Below are 18,443 nucleotides of genomic sequence, written 5' to 3'. Positions count from 1 at the left end.
GTTTGGGAATCAATAATAAAACTCGGATGAATAAAAAAGCCCAAACCCGAATCTGATTTACCATTAGTTGTTCCTGTATAGTTGTCTTTTTGTATCCGGTTTCTATGATTGATAAGGTTAACCTCACTGGTATCCTGAATACATAAAACAGATTTAGAACCAACACAACTTACACAATTAGATGCCATATTCCGTACAATATCAGCTTCACTAACATTGTCATTCTGCAAAAAACGATACATCGCTTTGGCTTCAGAATCACTTTCTGCTAACTGACGAATCGAATAAACACTAGTAGAAAACAAGCGATTGAGAATAGAATTACCTCTATTCAACAATCGCTTGTCTTTTAAATCTTCAAAATACCTTGTCTGCACTTTTTTATCTCAAAGATAAAAATATTTGTGTCCAGACGGTAGGGTTCTCACTGGGATTTTTTATTGATTTTCTACAAGCTCTTTTAACTTATTCCAAGTTTCATCTTTTAAAACAGGTACATTCTTTACTTTATTATTTTTGCTGTGGTCGATGATGTATTCAGCTCTTTTCTTAGAATCGGGATGGGTACTGATCCATGTTAAATACTTCATGATTTCACTTTCCGACTCATTGATTTTATACAGAAAATGAGCAAAATGTTCCGGATTTATTTCTGCTTTTGTAAGGTATTCCACTGCTTTTATATCGGCTTCTTTTTCTAAACCTCTATCAAATGAAGTTGAAGACAAAACTTTAGCAGTTTCTTTAATTAATTCGCTGCCTTTTGTACCGGTAGTTATAGAAATCAAAGTAGAAAGACCAATTTCTTTGATTAATTTTTTCATTACGTGATTTAGCTGTATGTGTGCTATTTCGTGGCATAACACACCGGCTAATTCTTCCTGTTTTTCAGAAGCAGTAATCAATCCGCTGTAAATAACAAGTCGTCCGTTGGGCATTGCAAACGCATTGATTTCGTTTTTGTTTATCACGTTAAACTTTATTTTTGAGCGTTCTATATCATTATAGTTACAAATTTTTGTTATAAGGCTATCGACCGATTTTAGTACCAGTTGATTCGTATTTTCATCTTCTGTAGTTTTTATGGTTTCCCATAACAATTCATCGAGTTTTTCTTCTGTTTTTTCAGTTGTTTGCTTTATTCTTAAAATAGTTACCCAGTTTATTTGCTGCAGAACAAACCAGGTCGAAAAGAATAATACAATTAATAATAATCCTTGAAATATTATTTTTTTCATGGTTTGCAGATTAAATGGGTTAAACTTCCGTAAAACCACCATTGTACATGAATTCCTTTTCTTGTTTGAATAGCGGTATAAATAGTAGCGATAAATTCTGACAAATTAAAAATAATTGCGGTAATCATATATGCAATATAATGGTTGGTTATGGTCTCTGAATAAAAGATGATAGAAACTGTCCACCAAAAACCAAAGCTATTGACAAAAAGCATCGAAAATTGCGAAAGCAGTGCCTGTGTACAATGCCAACGAACAAAATAGGTGCCTTTTCTGTTACTTATATAGAAAAAAAAGGTTGCCAGCAAATTAATTATTGGCAAGGGTAAACCTACTATAAAAGCGATTAAAGACATTAAATAGCTGTTTGATGCTTTTTCTGTTTCGTGCTCGCCCGGTTTATAAATAAATGTTGTTTTTTGTATCATAATTGTTTTATAATGTTCCAAATCCAGTTGATAAGAACCAGAAGTATTAAAGGAATTGTAATTTGGGGCTTTCTTAGCCAGATTTCGGTTTTTTTATAACAATCAAATAATGTTGTTTTTTTTAAGAAAAAATCTGCTAAGATCCAAAAGGGTAGTACCAGCATAAAGACAAAAACGACAATGCCCAACGGGTTGGTATATAGAGCCTGTGAAAAATGTCCTTGTAACAGTGAAACAATTGAACGGGTTGTGCCACACGAAGGACATGGAATAGTAGTGATTTTTTTAAAAACGCAAACTCCAACCGTATTATTAGTTGTATTAAAGCCTGTCATGTTGTAAAAAAGCCAAATATAGCCTGCAATGCAGGCTATAAATAAAAAAAAATACAGTTTATTTTTTTTAAGATACATTAATAGAACGCCTGTACAAGTTTTTCCATATTTTTTTCGCGGGTGGCTCCCATAATCAAAAATAAATCAATGATAGACCATATTCCTAAACCACCACAAGTTAAAAGCTTACCAATACCAAGACCGGTATCTCCAATCATAAAACGGTCAATTCCTAAACCACCGGCAAGTATCGATACAATAAGCATTGTTGTAGGGTCTTTAAATTGAAGTGTTTGAACCATAGCCCATTTAGAATCGTCCATTTTTAATAAGTTTTCTCTGATTTGAGCCATGTGGTGACTTTCAAAGAATTTGCTGTTAGTCATCATGAACATGTCTACTTTTTGTGCATCCATTTTTAGTTGTTTAATTTTAGTTAAAACCCTACTCGTATAGCTTTTCGGTATCGCTCCGTTTTTTTAATGGTTACTGACCTCCATTTGCGTCCAAATTTACAAAAAACTCATAAATAAGCAATTTTCTAAATTTAGAAGCTGTTAAAAATATAGATTTATCATTGTTGTTTACCATTAATTGTAACTTTAATAACAAAAGATTACTTATCAGATATTAAAGAAAAAACAGCCAATTTATAAGACTTTAAACCAAAACCGCATATTGTTCCTTTTGCAACAGCCGATAAATAAGAATGGTGTCTAAACGGTTCTCTTTTAAATACATTGCTGATATGGACTTCTATAACAGGCGTATTTATTGCGCTAATGGCATCGGCAATAGCTATTGAAGTATGCGTGTAAGCACCGGCATTCAATATAATTCCATCAAAATCAAATCCTGTTTCATGAATTTTATCAATAATAGATCCTTCGTGATTGCTTTGATAATAAGTGAATTCAATATCGGGGAATTCAGTTTTAAGATCACTGAAAAAAGTTTCAAAAGTTTCATTTCCGTAAACAGAAGGTTCTCTTTTTCCTAAAAGGTTCAAATTAGGCCCATTGATAATTACAATTTTCATAACAAAGATTTTATTCTGTAAAATTAACAAAATAGCCGGATCAATGAAGCCTTAATTTAAAGGAATGTAAAAAACAGATATCTATCAGAAATACAAGCTTTAGCTGATTTTGTCAATAATTTAATTAGCCAGGTAATTATTAAGCGTGTTTTAAATTATTGTTAAAACAATAGGTGTTTAATTTAATGATTCCGTAAATTTGCCTTGTAAAAAAATAATTATAGACAATGAAAAAGATCGTATTATCATTAGCTGTGTTAGTAATGGGAGTTGCAGCACAAGCACAAGAGGGTGGTTTTGGTTTTAACCAAGGCGATGTTTTATTAGAAGGAAACATTCAGGTAAATTCTACTAAAGAATCTGTTGAAACAAATGGATTTACCGCAACTCAAAAGCAAAATAATACTAATTTTAGCCCAAAAGCAGGATATTTTATTAATGACAAATTTGCTTTAGGTGTGCAATTGGGTGTTTTTTCAGGAAAAGAAACTACAGAATTACCAACCGGAACTGATGAAGTAAAACAAAATGGTTTTTATGCTGGAGTATTTGGTCGTTATTATTTCTTAGATTTAGGGCAACGTTTTAAAACGTATACAGAATTAAATATAGGAATGGATAACTACAAAGCAAAAGATAACGGAACTGAAGTTCAAAAGAATTCAGGATTTTCAACTGGTTTAGGTTTAGGAATCAATTATTTTGTTACTCCTAAAATTGCTGTCAACTTTGGATTATCTGATGTTTTATCTTTTTCAACAAGTAAAGACAAAAATACAGATGTTAAAACAGATGAATTTAATGCAAATGTTAATGTTTTCAATAACTTTTTTGACACAGCAACATTCGGTTTAACCTTTAAACTGTAATTTTTTTAAAGAAATTTAATAAAAATTTAAGAGCCTTTCATTTTTGAAAGGCTTTTTTTATATCTTTAAGGCTTAAAATATATTTAAAGCTGAACTAATGAAGAAAATATTACTGTCAATCGTTTTTTTAGGGTTGTTAACAACAAATAGTTTTGCACAACGCAATCATAGAAATTTAATTGAAACCGGGATCAAAGTCGGTGGCAATATGTCTAGATTAACAGGTGGTAATACCCAAGATTTTAAACCCGGGCTACAGGTTGGAGGAACAATAGAAGTACCATTATCTTTTTACAAGAAATTTGCCGTACAAGCTGAACTACAATATGCTGTACAAGGATATAAAGGAGCGGAATACGATCAAATTGACATAAACACCGACGAGGTAACCGAAACGTTGAAGTTAGAAGACGTTACAATGCACTACTTATATTTACCAATTACTTTTAAATATTATGCAAGTAAGAATTTTTCTGTTGAATTAGGTGGACAAATAGGGTATATGCTTCATGCAAAAGGTCAGTTTGATGCAAATAAATACAACACTGCCCGAGAATACCTGTATTTAACAGACCCAAGATACGTTGCCTCTTATTCACAATTAGATAAAGCTGTTTTTGAAGCCGGTTATAGAAGTAAGAACTACGAAGATTACTATGAGAAATTTGATTATGGTATTACGGGTGGTTTTACATATTATGCAGAAAGTGGTTTGTTTTTTAACTTCCGTTATTATATGGGATTACAAGACATTTATAAAATTGATAACGATTATCAGAAATTTACGATTCCTGATGCAACCGATGAATTGTTAAAAGAAGTGAACTATATGAATGATAATCTAAAGTTTGCCCCTATGACCAACACATCTGTTCAACTTTCTGTGGGATATAAATTTTAACATGGCATAATTTTGGTAATACTTTAAATAAATGGTGTATCTATGAAAAAAGTAATTTTATCAATGATTGCATTAATTGCAGCAGGGGCTTCAGCGTTTGCACAACAACAAGTAAAATTTGGTCCAAAAGCAGGAGTAAATTTCGCTAATTTATCTAATATAGGTTTTGATAATGAAATGAAAACCGGTTTTTATGTTGGTGCTTTTGCGGAAATTAAGTTTAATGATAAATTTTCTATTCAGCCTGAACTTTTGTACTCTTCACAGGGAACTAAGGTTTCTGAAGTGTTAATTCCGTTTGGTTCAATTGAAGCAAAATGGAATCTTGATTATATTAACATTCCAATATTAGCTAAATATTATATTGTGGATGGTTTTTCCGTTGAGGCGGGACCACAGATAGGCTTTTTAGTTAAATCAGAAACTAAAGTAGAATCTGGTTCATCAGCAGGAACTATTGATACGAAAAGTTCACGTAATTCTACCGATTTTGGTTTAGGATTAGGTTTAGCTTATGACTTACCAATGGGTCTGTTTGTAAACGGTCGTTATAATTTAGGTTTTTCTGACATTATGAAAGATAACAATGGCGATGCGATAAAAAATAATGTAATACAGATAGGAATCGGATATAAATTTGAATAGTAATTTATAAAACTGTACTTTTAAACCACCGTTTTTCGGTGGTTTTTTTATGGATAATTATATAGAACAGTTTAGTTATTACTTGAAATTAGAACGAGGTGTTGCAGAAAATACCTTGTTAAGCTATTTGTATGATTTAGATAAATTTAAACAGTTTTTAGGAACAAACAGCAGTTTAATCAACGTGCAGGAAGCTGATATAAGAGGGTTTATCCACTTTGTTTCCGAGTATTTGGCACCTGCCTCTCAAGCCCGTATCTTATCCGGTTTAAACCATTTTTACAGTTTCTTGATACTGCAAAATGTTATCGAAAATAATCCGGTAATGTTTATAGAATTACCTAAACAAATAAAAAAACTGCCTGTGGTTCTATCTGTAGAAGAAATAGACACATTGCAAAGTGTTATAGATTTTACTAAAACAGAAGGAATCAGAAACGATGCCATTATAGAAACAATGTATTCTTGTGGGTTAAGGGTTTCTGAACTAATCAATTTAAAATTATCCGATTTATTTTTTGACGAAGGTTTTATCCGGGTATTGGGAAAAGGGTCTAAACAACGGTTTGTTCCTATTGCATCATCAGCCATAAAAAAAATCAATTGTTACAGAACCGAAATCCGCTCAAAGATGAACATAAAAAAAGAGGCCGAAGATATTTTGTTCTTAAATCGCCGCGGGGCACAATTAACGCGAGCCATGATTTTTACCATATTAAAAACATTGGCAAAACTGGCTGGTTTGCATAAAAATATCAGTCCGCATACTTTACGGCATTCATTCGCTACTCATTTACTTGAAAACGGAGCCGATTTACGATCTATTCAGTTAATGCTGGGGCATGAATCAATTACCACAACCGAAATTTATCTGCATTTAGACAAACAAAAATTAAAACAGGAAGTAGAAAAATATCATCCATGGAATAACCGATGAAATTTACAAAATATTATATGTTTTCAAATTCTTAACTTCTTTAATTACAAATGTACTGTGAGTACTTTGTACTTCTTCCATAGTAGTTAGTTTTGAAAGCATAAATTCACGGTACGCTTCCATATCCTGAACACCAATTTTTAATATATAATCGTATTCGCCGCTTACGTGAAAACATTCCAATACCTCGGGAATCTGGTTTACTTTTTTCTCAAATTTTAAAATAGCGTCTTTTGAATGTGATTTAATTTTAATGTGAGAGATAACTATAAAACTCCGGTTAATTTTGTCTTTGTTAATAATCGCAACATAATCGGTAATAATGTGCTGCTTTTCTAACTTTTTTACGCGTTCGTAAACTGCGGTGGTTGAAAGATCCAATTGGTCGGCTAATTCTTTGGTAGTTTGTTTACAGTTTTTTTGTAAGAACTCTATGAGTTTTAAATCGATTTGGTCTAATTTCATTATTTTATTTTTTAAGCAATTTTATTTAAAAATAGGTTATTATTCATCAAATATACATCTTTTACTGATTTATTTTCTATGATATGCAATTTTATTTTGTCAAAAAAACGGTAGTTTGTAATTTCAGTAACACTAACAAAAAAATTATAAAATAATGTTTAAACCGGCAGATAAAATTCAGGATTTACAATTTTTCGGAGAATTTGGAGGAGTGAACCCTTCTATTTCAGATTCATCAACTTACACCTTTCTTTCAGCAAAAAGTATGTTTGATACATTTGAAGGAAATACTGATGGATGCTATTTATACAGTCGTCACAGCTCGCCTTCTAATTTGTATTTAAGTGCGGCATTGGCACAAATGGAAAATACAGAAGCAGCCAATGTTACCGCTTCGGGTATGGGTGCCATAACAGCTGTCTTGATGCAATTGTGTAAAAAAGGAGATCACATCATTACAAGTCGTACCATTTATGGCGGAACTTATGCGTTTTTAAAGAATTTTTTACCCGAATATGGAATGGGTGTTGATTTTGTTGATATTACTAATCTTGATAAGATAAAATCGTTGATAAAACCTAACACCAAGGTAATTTATTTAGAAACAGTAAGTAATCCATTGCTTGAAGTTGCCGATGTTGCTGCCATTTCAGAAATAGGAAAAACAAACAATATAAAGGTAGTGGTTGACAATACTTTTTCGCCTTTAAGCGTTACTCCGGCAAATTTGGGAGCCGATGTGGTAATCCACAGTTTAACAAAATATATCAATGGAAGCAGCGATACCGTAGGAGGTGTAATTTGCGGAACTGCAGACTTCATTAACGATTTAAAAAATGTAAACAACGGTGCGTGTATGCTTTTTGGATCAACCATGGACAGTATGCGTTCGGCAAGTATCCTTAAAAATATGCGTACATTGCATTTGCGTATGAAACAACACAGTGCCAATGCACTTTATCTGGCAAAAGCTTTTAATGAAATAGGTATTAAAACGGTTTATCCCGGACTGGAATCACATCCGTCACATGAAATTTATAAGTCAATGTACAACAACGAGTATGGTTTTGGAGGAATGTTGACTATTGATGTTGGCACATTAGAAAAAGCCAATGCAGTGATGGAGCTGATGCAAGAACGCAATGTGGGCTATTTGGCAGTGAGTTTAGGGTTCTACAAAACATTGTTTAGTGCACCGGGAACTTCTACTTCATCTGAAATTCCTGCTGACGAACAACTGGAAATGGGACTAAGCAATGGTTTAATTCGTTTTTCAATAGGATTAGATAACGATATTGAACGTACTTTTGAATTGATAAAAAGTTGTTTAAAAGATTTGAATGTGATATAAGGTGTTTTCTAAAAAAGAATGTAAAAATAAAATAAGGAGGGTTTGCAAATCCTCCTTATTTTGACTATTCAATCTCTGCACTTAAACCGGCATCTAACAATGCCGAACATATAGGAACCAGTTCTTTATATCCACCGGTTTTTACGTCGCATTTGCCTTTGTAATGTACCAGCATAGCACATTGTTCGGCTTGTAACGGTTCATGATTACAAACACGTACCAGTGTTTCAATTACATGATCAAAAGTGTTTACATCATCATTATAAAGAACTATTACATTTTCGCCGTTTAATAATTCTTCAATCTTTACTTCTTCTAAAACCTGTTCTTTTGTACTCATAATCATTTTTTTATAAACTTTAAAGATGCCCAGTTGTTTTTTTCTAACTGTGTATCTAAAAACATATTGTATTTATTGGCTTCTGCTTCAATAGCCTGAATATCCGCTGTGTAAAATCCGCTGAATAAAATAATACCGCCGGTCTTTAATGTTTTGGCATAAGCTTCTATATCATTTAATAAAATATTCCGATTGATATTCGCTATAACCAAATCATATTTATTAGTTTTATCTGCTAATAAAGAGGCATCACCTTCATAAACCGAAATATTTTCAATGCTGTTTCTTTCTGCATTTTCAACAGAATTTAAATAACACCAATTATCAATATCGATAGCATCGGCGTGTTTTGCACCTTTCATTAAGGCTAAAATGGCTAAGATAGCCGTACCGCAGCCCATATCTAACACTTCCATATTCTCAACATTCAAAGATAATAAATGTTTCATCATCATAAAAGTAGTCTCGTGATGTCCGGTTCCAAAGCTCATTTTAGGTTCAATCACAATTTCGTATGCTACATTTTTTGGCTCGTGGAAAGGCGCACGCACATAACAAATATCATCTACATTTATGGGTTCAAAATTTTTTTCCCACTCTTCATTCCAGTTCACTTGTTCAATATCTTCGGTATGATATGAAATTTTAAATTCCGGATTATTCAATATATAAATATCATTCAATAAATCATCAGAATCATCGGCTGATTGGATATATGCCGACAGACCTTCATTGGTTTCAACAAAACTATCAAATGCTAATTCGCCCAATTCAGCTAATAAAATGTCCGATCCCGGATCTTTTGGTTCTATTTTAAAGTGATATGCTCTGTATTTAGATTCCATTTACAATTACTTAACTATTATTTAATATTGTAATTCCTTACGCTACAAAATTACTTATACTTTTGCACAAAACTTTAATAAAACGTATGAAAAAGTTTATTTTTGTATTAAGTATGATGAGTTTTGGGGCGGTAGAGGCACAAAATGAAACCAAAAGAGAAATTGAAGAGATAAAGATGTCGGCATTACCTTATTACAGTTATGGTAAAGGAATGGGAATGACATCGGCAGACAGTTTGTTTCAGTTGAATATTCGTTTTAGAATGCAAAACCGTGTAACTTATTACGATTACGAAGATCAAGAATCTAATTACGATGCACAGATTAGAAGGTTGCGTTTGCGTTTAGACGGATATGTGGGAAACCCGAAGTTTCAGTATGCTTTACAATTGTCCTTTGCTCCGGGCGATGTAGGTGAAATAGAAGAAGGTAAGAATTTGAATATTATTCGTGATGCAGTTGTAAGTTATAATCCAAATAGTCATTGGAGTTTCCTATTCGGTCAAACAAAACTTCCGGGAAACCGCCAACGTGTTAATTCTTCGGGCTCTTTGCAGTTGACCGATCGGTCAATCAACAATGCTCAGTTTAATATAGATCGTGATTTTGGTTTTCAGGTAAATTATTACGAGCAAAACAAAGATCAGTTTTCATATAACATTAAAACCGCCGCAACATCAGGTAACGGAAGAAACTGGAGCGGAAAAGATAATAATATTGCCTTAACCGGGAAAGTAGAGTTATTACCTTTTGGTACTTTTAAAAAAGGTGGAGATTATTTTGAAGGGGATATTCAGTTTGAGGAAAAACCAAAAGTGATGCTTTCGGGCGTGTTACATAAAAATTTTGATGCAGGTTTAGCTCGTGGTCAGCAAGGAGATGAATTGTATGAAACCCGCAATCTACAATCAGTGTTTATTGATGCAATTGGTAAATACAAAGGCTGGGCAGGTATGGTTTCTTATATGAACCGTACAACAAATAATCCATTAACAATTGGAGAAAACAGTGAAGGTTTACCAGAAACCCGATACGTTTTTGCAGGTGAAGGATTAGATTATCAGTTGAGTTATACTTTTCCGGTATCACATTATGAAATTATTGGTCGTTTTTCTACTCAAAATGTTGACGATGCTATTTATAGATTGAATGTTCCTAACCAAAAACAATACAGCTTTGGTGTTACAAAATACATTTGGGAACATGCTTTTAAAGTACAAGCCGAAGTTACTTATGATGATTTAAAGTATTTTAACGGCACCCAGAAAAATAATTGGTATTTTCGTTTCCAAATAGAGATTGGGATATAAAAAAATCGGACTTTATAAAGTCCGATTTTTTTTGTTGAATAACCACTGTAAGATAAATCCAAAAATAATCACAAGAAAAACCCCAATTGGGTTTAACCACAGATAACTTATAGCATCTAAGTAATAAATATAAATTACTACAAGCTGTGCTAATAAAGCACTCCAAAAAGTAGCTTTTGCTTTAATGTATTTAAAAAAGAAGGCTATTAAAAAGATCCCTAAAACGGTTCCGTAAAAAATGGATCCAATGATGTTTACCAATTGTATCAGATTTTCAAACAAAGTGATTAAACAAGCTGCCAAAATACAGATGATTCCCCAGAAAATAACTAAATACTTGGTTGCTTTTAAATAGTGCTTTTCTGAAAACCCGGGGCGGTACGTTTTATATATATCAATTGCAGAACTTGAAGCCACAGCATACAAACCCGATGCAGAGCTTGACATGGCTGCAGAAAAAATCATTGCGAGTAAAAAACCAATGATTCCGTGGGGCAGGTAATTCAAAATAAAATAGATAAAAACATAGTCCTTATCGTTGGTTTCAGCACCTTTATCTACTTTTAAAATAATATCGCGTGCATCTTGTCTTAATTGTACTTCTTGTTCGTTTAATGAAACCAGTTTCTCTTCGAGCATTTCGTTTTCATATCCCTGGTTCAGCTGACCTGTATAAATCTGAGTGATTTCTTTTTTCTCATTCAACAGGTTTTTTAGATCTATTTCCAGATCACGATATTCTGTTTGATATTCAGAACTCAATACTTTTGAAGTGTTTACAGGATTGAAATGTAAAGGCGACTGATAAAAATGAAAGAAAATAAAGACCATTACACCAACTAAAAGAATAAAAAACTGCATGGGCACTTTTAAAATTCCGTTCATCAATAGTCCCATTTGTGTTTCTCTGACACTTTTTCCAGAGAGATACCTTCCCACTTGCGACTGATCGGTTCCAAAATAAGCCAACATTAAGAAGAAACCGGCGGTTAAACCATTCCATAAAGTATAGGTTTCGGTAAAATCTGTTGAAAAGTTCAGTAAATCCAGTTTACCTTCAATCTTTGCAACATTAAAAACATTTACAAAATTTACTTCTTCGGGCAAACGGAATAAAATAATGAAAAATGTAAGGAACATTCCTGCCATTATAACAAATGCCTGTTGTTTTTGTGTAATATTCAATGCTTTTGTTCCACCAAAATAAGTGTAAAAAATAATAACGATACCAATGGAAACAATAATGAAGGTTAAATCCCAATTTAAGATGGAGGATAAGATAATTGCCGGTGCATAAATGGTGATTCCTGTTCCGATACTTCGCTGAATCAGGAAGATGACCGATGCCAGTGTTCTGGTTCGTAAATCAAACCGGTTTTCTAAAAATTCATAAGCAGTATATACTTTTAAACGATGAAACACAGGAATAAAAACCATACATATAACCACCATTGCCAGAGGTAAACCAAAATAAAACTGTACAAAACCCATTCCGTCGTGAAACGCTTGCCCCGGTGTTGATAAAAAGGTAATGGCACTTGCTTGTGTCGCCATGACCGACAAACCAACCGTAAACCAATTGGTAGATTGGTTGGCTAAAATATATTCCTGTATGTTTTTACTGCCTCTGGTTTTATAAGTTCCGTAAAGAACAATAAACAACAACGTACTTAAAAGTATAATCCAGTCTAATAGCTCCATATTAATCGGTAAAATGCATTATAAAATAAAAAAGAATAATGTAAAATACATTAATAAAAAGCACAATGCTGTAACTTTTTCGCCATTTTATCCATTTAAAATCACTCATTTTTTAATTCAATTAGATTAATAAATAACTCTAAAGCTCCCGTGTTTCCTGCCGGTAGTTGTCTAAAGAAACTCAAACCTGTATAAACGTAATATCCTTTGCCGTATTTGGCAACAAGTAAGGCACCGTTAGTATCTTTTTCGTTAAAATCGTGCGATGTAAGAACCGGCTGAAATTCGCCTGCAAATTCATCGGCATAATACAATCCTTGTTCCTGAACCCAGTTTTTAAAATTTTCCTGCGAAATCTTAAAAGGTTGATTTAGTATTTTTTCGTTTGGATTGATGAAATTTACCACTGCGTTTTCATCTGTAATCCTTGTTTTGCCGATGGTTAATTTGTACGGAGTAACTTTATTGGTCTGCAAGTTGGTATTGGTTTGATACTGCACAATAACCGTTCCGCCATTCTTGGTATAATCAAACAATAATTGGTTTTTAGTTTTAAAAGCACTTTCGGTGTTAAAAGCACGAATACCTACAATAATGGTTTCATATTTTGATAATTCTTCAGCTTTTACAGTTTCTAAATTAATAAAATCTACGTTGTAACCAACATCTTTTAAAACTTGTGGAATTTCATCACCGGCACCCATTATATAACCAATATGCTGTTTTTTTAATTTGGAATTATCGAAAGATACAATTTTTGTTTTAGAATCTTTCAAATAATAATTTACAGGAATATGACTGTAATCAACCCATTTTATTTCATTTGAAGGTAAGGTTTGATTTAGGTGATTAATTAATCTCACAGAATAATTATAACTATCTTCATCAAAATTTATTTCTTTATTTTTCTCATTTTTGTTTAAACTAAAAACTATTTCTTTCTGAGGTTTAGCAGCGTGGAGCCCCATATAACTTGCAGTTGTCAATATTTTCCCATTTATAGATTCATCAGAATAATTACTTAAAATCACAGAAATGTTTTGCGGTTTATTTTTATTAGATACATAAACAGGTTGCTTAAACTGAACAGAAACTGCAGGAACAATATGAAAAGGTTTGTAAATTTCGCCCTTAGCAACATCTTTATAAAGGTATTGAATTGGTGCCGGAAACGAAATATAAATTCCGTTAATTTCTAAACCAATTTCGTTTTTGCTGTTTTGCTGAAACTGTGTTTTAAAATCATTAAACGTATTGATAAACTTAAAATTTGTGTAATCTTGATTGGTGAATTTGGTATTGAAATAATCATAAAAAACCTCTTGACTTTCTAAAGGTTTATTTAAAATTGTTTTTTGGTTATTGATAGTAACATCTTTTAAAATAATGTTCTGAGTGGATCTGTTCACAGCCTCAACCTTAATATCAATGGTTGTGTTAGGTGTAGTGAATGGTTCGTTTGTGGTTAAATCTAAAAACAAACCTGTACAGTTTTTAATCAGTTCTTTAACTTCGTTTTGCTTGCGGGTTTTCCAAATGGTTTCGGGTAATTTATCAATTTCAGTATAAATTTTTGTCAGTAAATTGATTGATTTCGATGGATCTTTAAAATCATATTCGTTAATAAGCTGGCTAACCAAAGGCTGAATTTTGTTTCCTCCTTTTATACGGTTCCAGCTTGTATCAATACCTTCAAACAAATTAGAAGAGGTTAGGGGAATGCCCTCAATCAATTCCACATAATCAATTTCTTCACCTCGCGACGATAAATCTCCAAACCCCTGTGATTGGTGCTGACTGCGACTTAACGATGCAATTTCCTGATTGTTTTTACCTAATTGTGTATAAAAAGTTCCAATATTTAACGGAATGTATTTTGATTTATCTGCTTCATCAAACGCTTTTTTATTTCTAAAGAAGAACCACGAAACGTTAAAAAACAAACGTTTGGGCTGCCAGATATTTAATTCTTCTTCCGGAATTTTATAGGAAACATCTTGTGCCAAATCAAAAGCTTCTTTAGATAACTGAGCTGAGGCTGTGTGGTGTCCGTGCGTATTTCCTTCGGTTCTATGGTCAAAACGGTTAATGATTACATCGGGTTGCTCTTTTCTAATCATGTAAACCATTTGCTGCAATAACGATTCTTTATTCCATTTTTCAAAAGCTTCTTTAGGGTGTTTAGAAAACCCGAAATCATCGGCAGTAGAAAAAAACTGATGCCCGCCATCAATTTTTCGTGCGTTCCACAATTCGTTGGTACGTATTACACCTAAATCGGTTCCCAATTCATTGCTTAGTAGGTTTTGTCCGCCGTTTCCTCGGGTTAACGATAAATAATTTGTGTAAGCTTTATCGTGATGGGTTAAATAAGTAATCAGCCGAGTGTTTTCATCGTCGGGATGAGCCGCAACATATAATGCACTTGCCAGCACATTGAGTTGTTCCATTTTGAAATAAATTTCGGATGGAGTAGGTGTTTGAGGTTTTTGCGCTGTTATATTTTGCGTAAAAACGATACTTGCGATTATTAATAGTTTAATTTTTTTCATTGTTATAAAACCACTACTGATTTTTGTAAGAATAAATTATTTGGATAAGAGATTTTTTCGCCTTCACTTGTAATTAATATGGTGTGAAAAGCTTTTATATCATCAATTTCGGCTTCAATAGGGAAGTCTTTATCGTGAATTTTTATACGGTCGCCAATTTTAAACGGAAACGCAAAAAACATAATTACGCCTGCTGTAAAGTTGCTTAAAACCGACCATTGTGCAAACAAGGCAACTCCGATAAAAGTGATGGCAGCTCCTACAAATCCAAAGAGGTTTTGCGTATCAACTCCCCATAAAAAAATAATGAAAACAATAAATAAAATATTCAAAAGCCAATTGAAATATTTGATGATCAACTTACTGCGGTTGTCTGTTTTTGAGGAGTATGCCGAAAATTTTAAAATAAGTTTACGAATGATTAGTTTTAAGATGTAAACAAGTACAATCAGTACAATGGTACCGATGATTTTATCGTAATAATCAGAAAGATGAAAATTTGAAAACATTACCATTTAATTAATTCATTATACAATTTTTCCATTGGCATACCTACCACGTTGGTGTAGGATCCGTTGATTTTTTCAATGCCGATTAGACCAATCCATTCCTGAATTCCGTACGCGCCGGCTTTGTCAAAGGGTTTAAAGGCTTCGATGTAGTAATCAATATCCAATGGATTCAACGTGTTAAAAGTAACTTGGGTTTCATCGTGAAAAAGTTTTTCTTTTTGATTCGATTTGATGCAAACCGCACTGATTACGTTATGCGTTGTACCCGATAATTGCAGCAGCATCTTTTTTGCATCGGCTTTATTTTCAGGCTTCCCCAAAACTACATCATCAATACAAACAATGGTATCACACGTAATAACCAAATCGTTTTCGTTCAAGTTATTAAATGCCGATGCCTTTTGTTTTGCAATATATAAAGCAATATCCTTGCCTTTTAAAAAGGAAGGATATTCTTCGTTTACGTTTGCCGGCTTAATGGTAAAATGTAAGCCCAAATCGGTTAAAAACTGTTTTCTTCGTGGCGAATTTGAGGCTAATATTATTTGATAACTTTTATATTTTTCCTGTAAAATCATTTATCTTAAATTGAAGTATAAAACTACAATGGAAAATATAGTTAACCAAATGATTGTGTTTAAAATATTGTTTATACGGTTAAAACCATCGGTAGTTTTGGCATTCCACAATTTTATCAGATAAAATAAATAGGGAAGGATTACCAATACGGCAATATATCCCAATAAAATGTTTAGATTTAAGTGAATTGAACAAAAAACGACAATCAGTACTAAAGGTATAATTGATAAAAAAACGGTTCTTTTTGCACCCACCGCTCTGCCGTGAATAGTTGCTAATGATTTACGTTTGTATTTAATGTCGAGTTCCATAAATTTTAAATCAATCACAATCGTTTTTATGAAATACAACAACCAAAGCAAGGTACATATTTGGAGTGAAATATTTAGCAATTGCTGTTTCTCAGGGTTGATCACTTCATCGGTTATTTGTAATGACGGCATTAAATCCAAAAGCATTAAAATAAAAAACGGAGATGAAATGATGAGCGAATAAACGATATTGTCAAATAATAAAATTTTTCGCCATTGAGTCATATATAAATATAAAATAGCAGCTAAGCCTAAGAAAAATCCAAAGTAATAGGTTTTGTCAATAGCACTTGCCACAAAAAAACTAATACCAACACCTACCGCATTCACGGCAAGGTATTTATAATACGCCTTTTCTACATTTTTTTGAATGGATTTATTGGGGAATTCTTCCTGTAAAACAATTCGGTAAAGCAGAAAACCACCATAAATGATAAAACCAATGGCAATAAAAAACAAAAAATAATGAAGCTTTGAAAGCCCTAACCCGTCAACTAAAGGTTCAAACAAAACAAATCTAAAAAGTAAAACAGTTACAATTACTTGTAACATCATCTGTGTCTGATCTTTTTTTAGAACGTTCATAAGCTGTATATTTAAATGTTAATCAAATTTTGCTTCAAAATGCTCCAGCCATTTCCCCTGAACTTTCATTACCTGTTCAATGACGTCGCGTGCGGCTCCTTCGCCACCTTTAACGTGTGAAATGTATTTGCTAAGCTTTTTTATTTCGGGTGCTGCATCTTGCGGGCAAGCGGGCAATCCCACTTTTTGCATTACCCAATAATCGGGTAAATCATCACCCATATATAAAACATTTTCTGGTTTAATATTGTTTACCGTAATGTATTCTTTATAAATTTCAACTTTGTCTGATACTCCTAAATGAATATCGTAAATGCCTAAATTTCTTAATCTTATTCTAATACCTTCGCTTGATCCGCCCGAAATAACACATACGTTATAACCTTTTTCTATGGCGGCTTTCATGGCAAAACCATCGCGTATGTTCATCGTTCGCAGCAATTCGCCGCTTTGTGTAACCTGTATGGTTCCGTTGGTTAATACTCCGTCCACATCAAAAATAAATGTGTTAATGTGATTTAAGTATTCTTTGTAACTTTTAGACATTTTTTTGTATGCTTTTTGTAATTAATTTATAGATTTCTTTATATGTCTCATTTATTAAAAATGCTTCGTGGGCATCTGTGGTTTTTGTATCAAACCGAACTGCCGGACCGGTTTGTGCTTCTTCCGGACTTAAATAATTGATCTTGTTTGCTGTTTCTTTGATCAATGGTTTTAAAATATTGAAAGGAATGTTATTCGCCATACAAATTTCATTTCCAATGTAATACATGTGATTGACAAAATTACTCACAAACACAGCGGCAACATGTAAGCTTTTGCGTTGTTGCGATGATAGTTCATAGACATTCTCAGACAACTCATCCGCTAGTTTTTTTAAATCGTTTAAATCGTTTTCATTTTCGGCTTCTAAACACAAAGGAACTTCCTTAAAGCTGATCTCTTTGTTTTTAGAAAACGTTTGTAACGGATAAAAAACGCCTCTTCTGTTTTTATCATTCAAAATTTCTAAAGCTGTAGTTCCCGATGTATGAACCACTAAAGAATCTTTATACGGAATATTATCCGAAATCTGTTCAATAGCATTGTCAGTAACCGAAATAAGTGTAATATCTGTTTTTTTTAACTGATTGATATTGGTTACAATTAACTCTTCCGGAATAAAATCCAATGCTTTTTCTAAAGAACGTACGGCAATATTCTGAATTTTGTACTGTGATGATTTATTTAACGCCTGCAACAAATGGTAAACCACATTGCCTGCACCAATGATATTTATTGTTTTCATAACATCAAAATTAAGGCAACCAGTTATTAGCTGTGTTAAATATTACGTTAAATTTAATATTTTTTTAAGAAAAAACACCTCTCTTGAAACTTTTTTATTGAATTATATTAAAAAAAATCTTTTTAAAACAACCAATATTAACACATTAACCTTTGATGAATTGCTGATTTAAATCGGATAAAATTTCGTAAATTTGCAACTTAAAAAAT

General features: G+C 32.7%; 22 protein-coding genes. 6 read left to right on the top strand and 16 right to left on the bottom strand.

Annotation, left to right across the window (positions count from 1 at the left end; translation table 11 throughout):
* The 6 genes from BLW20_RS10875 to aroQ all read right to left on the bottom strand — a co-directional run.
* Positions 1-377 (bottom strand): transposase DNA-binding-containing protein (locus tag BLW20_RS10875; RefSeq protein WP_262492802.1); only part of this gene is annotated, 377 nt, incomplete at its 3' end.
* Between the two features lie 60 nt (positions 378-437).
* A complete protein-coding gene (locus tag BLW20_RS10870) occupies positions 438-1,238 on the bottom strand; it encodes a M48 family metallopeptidase (protein WP_091100548.1) in 801 nt (266 codons plus the stop codon).
* Positions 1,235-1,666 (bottom strand): hypothetical protein, encoded by a 432-nt coding sequence (locus BLW20_RS10865; RefSeq protein ID WP_091100545.1) that lies wholly within the window; start codon positions 1,664-1,666, stop codon positions 1,235-1,237. The genes BLW20_RS10870 and BLW20_RS10865 overlap by 4 nt, the downstream gene beginning before the upstream one ends.
* Positions 1,663-2,001: a DUF2752 domain-containing protein gene (locus BLW20_RS14985; RefSeq protein ID WP_218143519.1), complete on the bottom strand. Its 339-nt coding sequence runs from the start codon at positions 1,999-2,001 to the stop codon at positions 1,663-1,665. The genes BLW20_RS10865 and BLW20_RS14985 overlap by 4 nt, the downstream gene beginning before the upstream one ends.
* A gap of 77 nt (positions 2,002-2,078) precedes the next feature.
* The gene (locus tag BLW20_RS10855) at positions 2,079-2,417 is read right to left on the bottom strand and encodes a TM2 domain-containing protein (protein ID WP_091100537.1); all 339 of its coding nucleotides are present in this window, start codon (positions 2,415-2,417) and stop codon (positions 2,079-2,081) included.
* Between the two features lie 200 nt (positions 2,418-2,617).
* The gene (aroQ, locus tag BLW20_RS10850) at positions 2,618-3,040 is read right to left on the bottom strand and encodes a type II 3-dehydroquinate dehydratase (protein WP_091100534.1); all 423 of its coding nucleotides are present in this window, start codon (positions 3,038-3,040) and stop codon (positions 2,618-2,620) included.
* A 227-nt stretch (positions 3,041-3,267) separates the two neighbouring features.
* Here aroQ and BLW20_RS10845 point away from each other — a divergent pair, with 227 nt between their 5' ends.
* The 4 genes from BLW20_RS10845 (at position 3,268) to xerD (ending at position 6,392) form a co-directional block, all read left to right on the top strand.
* Positions 3,268-3,909, top strand: coding sequence for an outer membrane beta-barrel protein (locus BLW20_RS10845; protein WP_091100530.1), 642 nt, complete (start codon positions 3,268-3,270; stop codon positions 3,907-3,909).
* 97 nt (positions 3,910-4,006) lie between these two features.
* Positions 4,007-4,810, top strand: a complete 804-nt coding sequence (locus BLW20_RS10840; RefSeq protein ID WP_091100527.1) for a porin family protein — start codon at positions 4,007-4,009, stop codon at positions 4,808-4,810.
* Positions 4,811-4,852: 42 nt separating this feature from the next.
* On the top strand, positions 4,853-5,455 hold the full coding sequence (locus BLW20_RS10835; RefSeq protein WP_091100523.1) for a porin family protein: 603 nt from the start codon (positions 4,853-4,855) through the stop codon (positions 5,453-5,455).
* Between the two features lie 49 nt (positions 5,456-5,504).
* Positions 5,505-6,392 carry a site-specific tyrosine recombinase XerD gene (gene xerD / locus BLW20_RS10830; RefSeq protein WP_091100519.1) on the top strand — a complete coding sequence of 296 codons (888 nt, stop codon included), beginning with the start codon at positions 5,505-5,507 and terminating at the stop codon, positions 6,390-6,392.
* Positions 6,393-6,395: 3 nt separating this feature from the next.
* Here xerD and BLW20_RS10825 read toward each other — a convergent pair whose 3' ends face one another.
* Positions 6,396-6,857: an Lrp/AsnC family transcriptional regulator gene (locus tag BLW20_RS10825; protein ID WP_091100515.1), complete on the bottom strand. Its 462-nt coding sequence runs from the start codon at positions 6,855-6,857 to the stop codon at positions 6,396-6,398.
* 151 nt (positions 6,858-7,008) lie between these two features.
* On the opposite strand from BLW20_RS10825, the gene BLW20_RS10820 reads away from it, so the two are divergent.
* On the top strand, positions 7,009-8,208 hold the full coding sequence (locus tag BLW20_RS10820) for an aminotransferase class I/II-fold pyridoxal phosphate-dependent enzyme (protein ID WP_245725316.1): 1,200 nt from the start codon (positions 7,009-7,011) through the stop codon (positions 8,206-8,208).
* Positions 8,209-8,272: 64 nt separating this feature from the next.
* Here the strand turns inward: BLW20_RS10820 and BLW20_RS10815 are convergent, their stop codons facing one another.
* Both BLW20_RS10815 and prmA read right to left on the bottom strand, forming a co-directional pair.
* Positions 8,273-8,548, bottom strand: a complete 276-nt coding sequence (locus BLW20_RS10815) for an ATP-dependent Clp protease adaptor ClpS (RefSeq protein WP_091100563.1) — start codon at positions 8,546-8,548, stop codon at positions 8,273-8,275.
* 2 nt (positions 8,549-8,550) lie between these two features.
* Positions 8,551-9,393, bottom strand: a complete 843-nt coding sequence (prmA, locus tag BLW20_RS10810) for a 50S ribosomal protein L11 methyltransferase (protein ID WP_091100507.1) — start codon at positions 9,391-9,393, stop codon at positions 8,551-8,553.
* A gap of 86 nt (positions 9,394-9,479) precedes the next feature.
* Here prmA and BLW20_RS10805 point away from each other — a divergent pair, with 86 nt between their 5' ends.
* Entirely contained in the window at positions 9,480-10,703 is a 1,224-nt protein-coding gene (locus tag BLW20_RS10805; RefSeq protein ID WP_091100504.1) for a porin, read from the top strand.
* Between the two features lie 12 nt (positions 10,704-10,715).
* Here BLW20_RS10805 and BLW20_RS10800 read toward each other — a convergent pair whose 3' ends face one another.
* The 7 genes from BLW20_RS10800 to BLW20_RS10770 all read right to left on the bottom strand — a co-directional run bounded on the left by BLW20_RS10800 (position 10,716) and on the right by BLW20_RS10770 (position 18,234).
* Positions 10,716-12,404: a sodium:solute symporter family protein gene (locus BLW20_RS10800; protein WP_091100501.1), complete on the bottom strand. Its 1,689-nt coding sequence runs from the start codon at positions 12,402-12,404 to the stop codon at positions 10,716-10,718.
* 101 nt (positions 12,405-12,505) lie between these two features.
* Positions 12,506-14,956 carry a PIG-L family deacetylase gene (locus tag BLW20_RS10795; RefSeq protein ID WP_091100497.1) on the bottom strand — a complete coding sequence of 817 codons (2,451 nt, stop codon included), beginning with the start codon at positions 14,954-14,956 and terminating at the stop codon, positions 12,506-12,508.
* 2 nt (positions 14,957-14,958) lie between these two features.
* On the bottom strand, positions 14,959-15,465 hold the full coding sequence (locus BLW20_RS10790; RefSeq protein WP_091100559.1) for a mechanosensitive ion channel family protein: 507 nt from the start codon (positions 15,463-15,465) through the stop codon (positions 14,959-14,961).
* Complete coding sequence (locus BLW20_RS10785; RefSeq protein ID WP_317039287.1) at positions 15,465-16,046, bottom strand: Maf family nucleotide pyrophosphatase; 582 nt, start codon at positions 16,044-16,046, stop codon at positions 15,465-15,467. Before BLW20_RS10785 ends, BLW20_RS10790 begins: the two co-directional genes overlap by 1 nt.
* The gene (locus BLW20_RS10780) at positions 16,047-16,943 is read right to left on the bottom strand and encodes a UbiA prenyltransferase family protein (RefSeq protein WP_091100494.1); all 897 of its coding nucleotides are present in this window, start codon (positions 16,941-16,943) and stop codon (positions 16,047-16,049) included. It lies immediately after the preceding gene.
* 18 nt (positions 16,944-16,961) lie between these two features.
* Entirely contained in the window at positions 16,962-17,489 is a 528-nt protein-coding gene (locus BLW20_RS10775) for a KdsC family phosphatase (protein WP_091100491.1), read from the bottom strand.
* A complete protein-coding gene (locus tag BLW20_RS10770) occupies positions 17,482-18,234 on the bottom strand; it encodes a Rossmann-like and DUF2520 domain-containing protein (protein WP_091100488.1) in 753 nt (250 codons plus the stop codon). Before BLW20_RS10770 ends, BLW20_RS10775 begins: the two co-directional genes overlap by 8 nt.
* Positions 18,235-18,443: the final 209 nt, after the last annotated feature.

It is taken from the genome of Paenimyroides marinum, assembly GCF_900108395.1.
GTDB classification, from domain to species: Bacteria; Bacteroidota; Bacteroidia; order Flavobacteriales; family Flavobacteriaceae; genus Flavobacterium; species Flavobacterium marinum.
Note: the sequence above shows the minus strand (reverse complement) of the source record. Positions and strands in the feature narration are given on the sequence as shown.

Bases quoted from the DNA above. Each gene is read 5' to 3' on its own strand.
- BLW20_RS10775 (WP_091100491.1), bottom strand. From the start codon at position 17,489: ATGTCTAAAAGTTACAAAGAATACTTAAATCACATTAACACATTTATT.
- BLW20_RS10805 (WP_091100504.1), top strand. From the start codon at position 9,480: ATGAAAAAGTTTATTTTTGTATTAAGTATGATGAGTTTTGGGGCGGTA.
- BLW20_RS10865 (WP_091100545.1), bottom strand. From the start codon at position 1,666: ATGATACAAAAAACAACATTTATTTATAAACCGGGCGAGCACGAAACA.
- BLW20_RS10840 (WP_091100527.1), top strand. From the start codon at position 4,007: ATGAAGAAAATATTACTGTCAATCGTTTTTTTAGGGTTGTTAACAACA.
- BLW20_RS10825 (WP_091100515.1), bottom strand. From the start codon at position 6,857: ATGAAATTAGACCAAATCGATTTAAAACTCATAGAGTTCTTACAAAAA.
- BLW20_RS10770 (WP_091100488.1), bottom strand. From the start codon at position 18,234: ATGAAAACAATAAATATCATTGGTGCAGGCAATGTGGTTTACCATTTG.
- BLW20_RS10870 (WP_091100548.1), bottom strand. From the start codon at position 1,238: ATGAAAAAAATAATATTTCAAGGATTATTATTAATTGTATTATTCTTT.
- BLW20_RS10785 (WP_317039287.1), bottom strand. From the start codon at position 16,046: ATGATTTTACAGGAAAAATATAAAAGTTATCAAATAATATTAGCCTCA.
- BLW20_RS10845 (WP_091100530.1), top strand. From the start codon at position 3,268: ATGAAAAAGATCGTATTATCATTAGCTGTGTTAGTAATGGGAGTTGCA.
- BLW20_RS10780 (WP_091100494.1), bottom strand. From the start codon at position 16,943: ATGAACGTTCTAAAAAAAGATCAGACACAGATGATGTTACAAGTAATT.
- prmA (WP_091100507.1), bottom strand. From the start codon at position 9,393: ATGGAATCTAAATACAGAGCATATCACTTTAAAATAGAACCAAAAGAT.
- aroQ (WP_091100534.1), bottom strand. From the start codon at position 3,040: ATGAAAATTGTAATTATCAATGGGCCTAATTTGAACCTTTTAGGAAAA.
- xerD (WP_091100519.1), top strand. From the start codon at position 5,505: ATGGATAATTATATAGAACAGTTTAGTTATTACTTGAAATTAGAACGA.
- BLW20_RS10790 (WP_091100559.1), bottom strand. From the start codon at position 15,465: ATGTTTTCAAATTTTCATCTTTCTGATTATTACGATAAAATCATCGGT.
- BLW20_RS10815 (WP_091100563.1), bottom strand. From the start codon at position 8,548: ATGAGTACAAAAGAACAGGTTTTAGAAGAAGTAAAGATTGAAGAATTA.
- BLW20_RS10800 (WP_091100501.1), bottom strand. From the start codon at position 12,404: ATGGAGCTATTAGACTGGATTATACTTTTAAGTACGTTGTTGTTTATT.
- BLW20_RS10795 (WP_091100497.1), bottom strand. From the start codon at position 14,956: ATGAAAAAAATTAAACTATTAATAATCGCAAGTATCGTTTTTACGCAA.
- BLW20_RS14985 (WP_218143519.1), bottom strand. From the start codon at position 2,001: ATGACAGGCTTTAATACAACTAATAATACGGTTGGAGTTTGCGTTTTT.
- BLW20_RS10855 (WP_091100537.1), bottom strand. From the start codon at position 2,417: ATGGATGCACAAAAAGTAGACATGTTCATGATGACTAACAGCAAATTC.
- BLW20_RS10835 (WP_091100523.1), top strand. From the start codon at position 4,853: ATGAAAAAAGTAATTTTATCAATGATTGCATTAATTGCAGCAGGGGCT.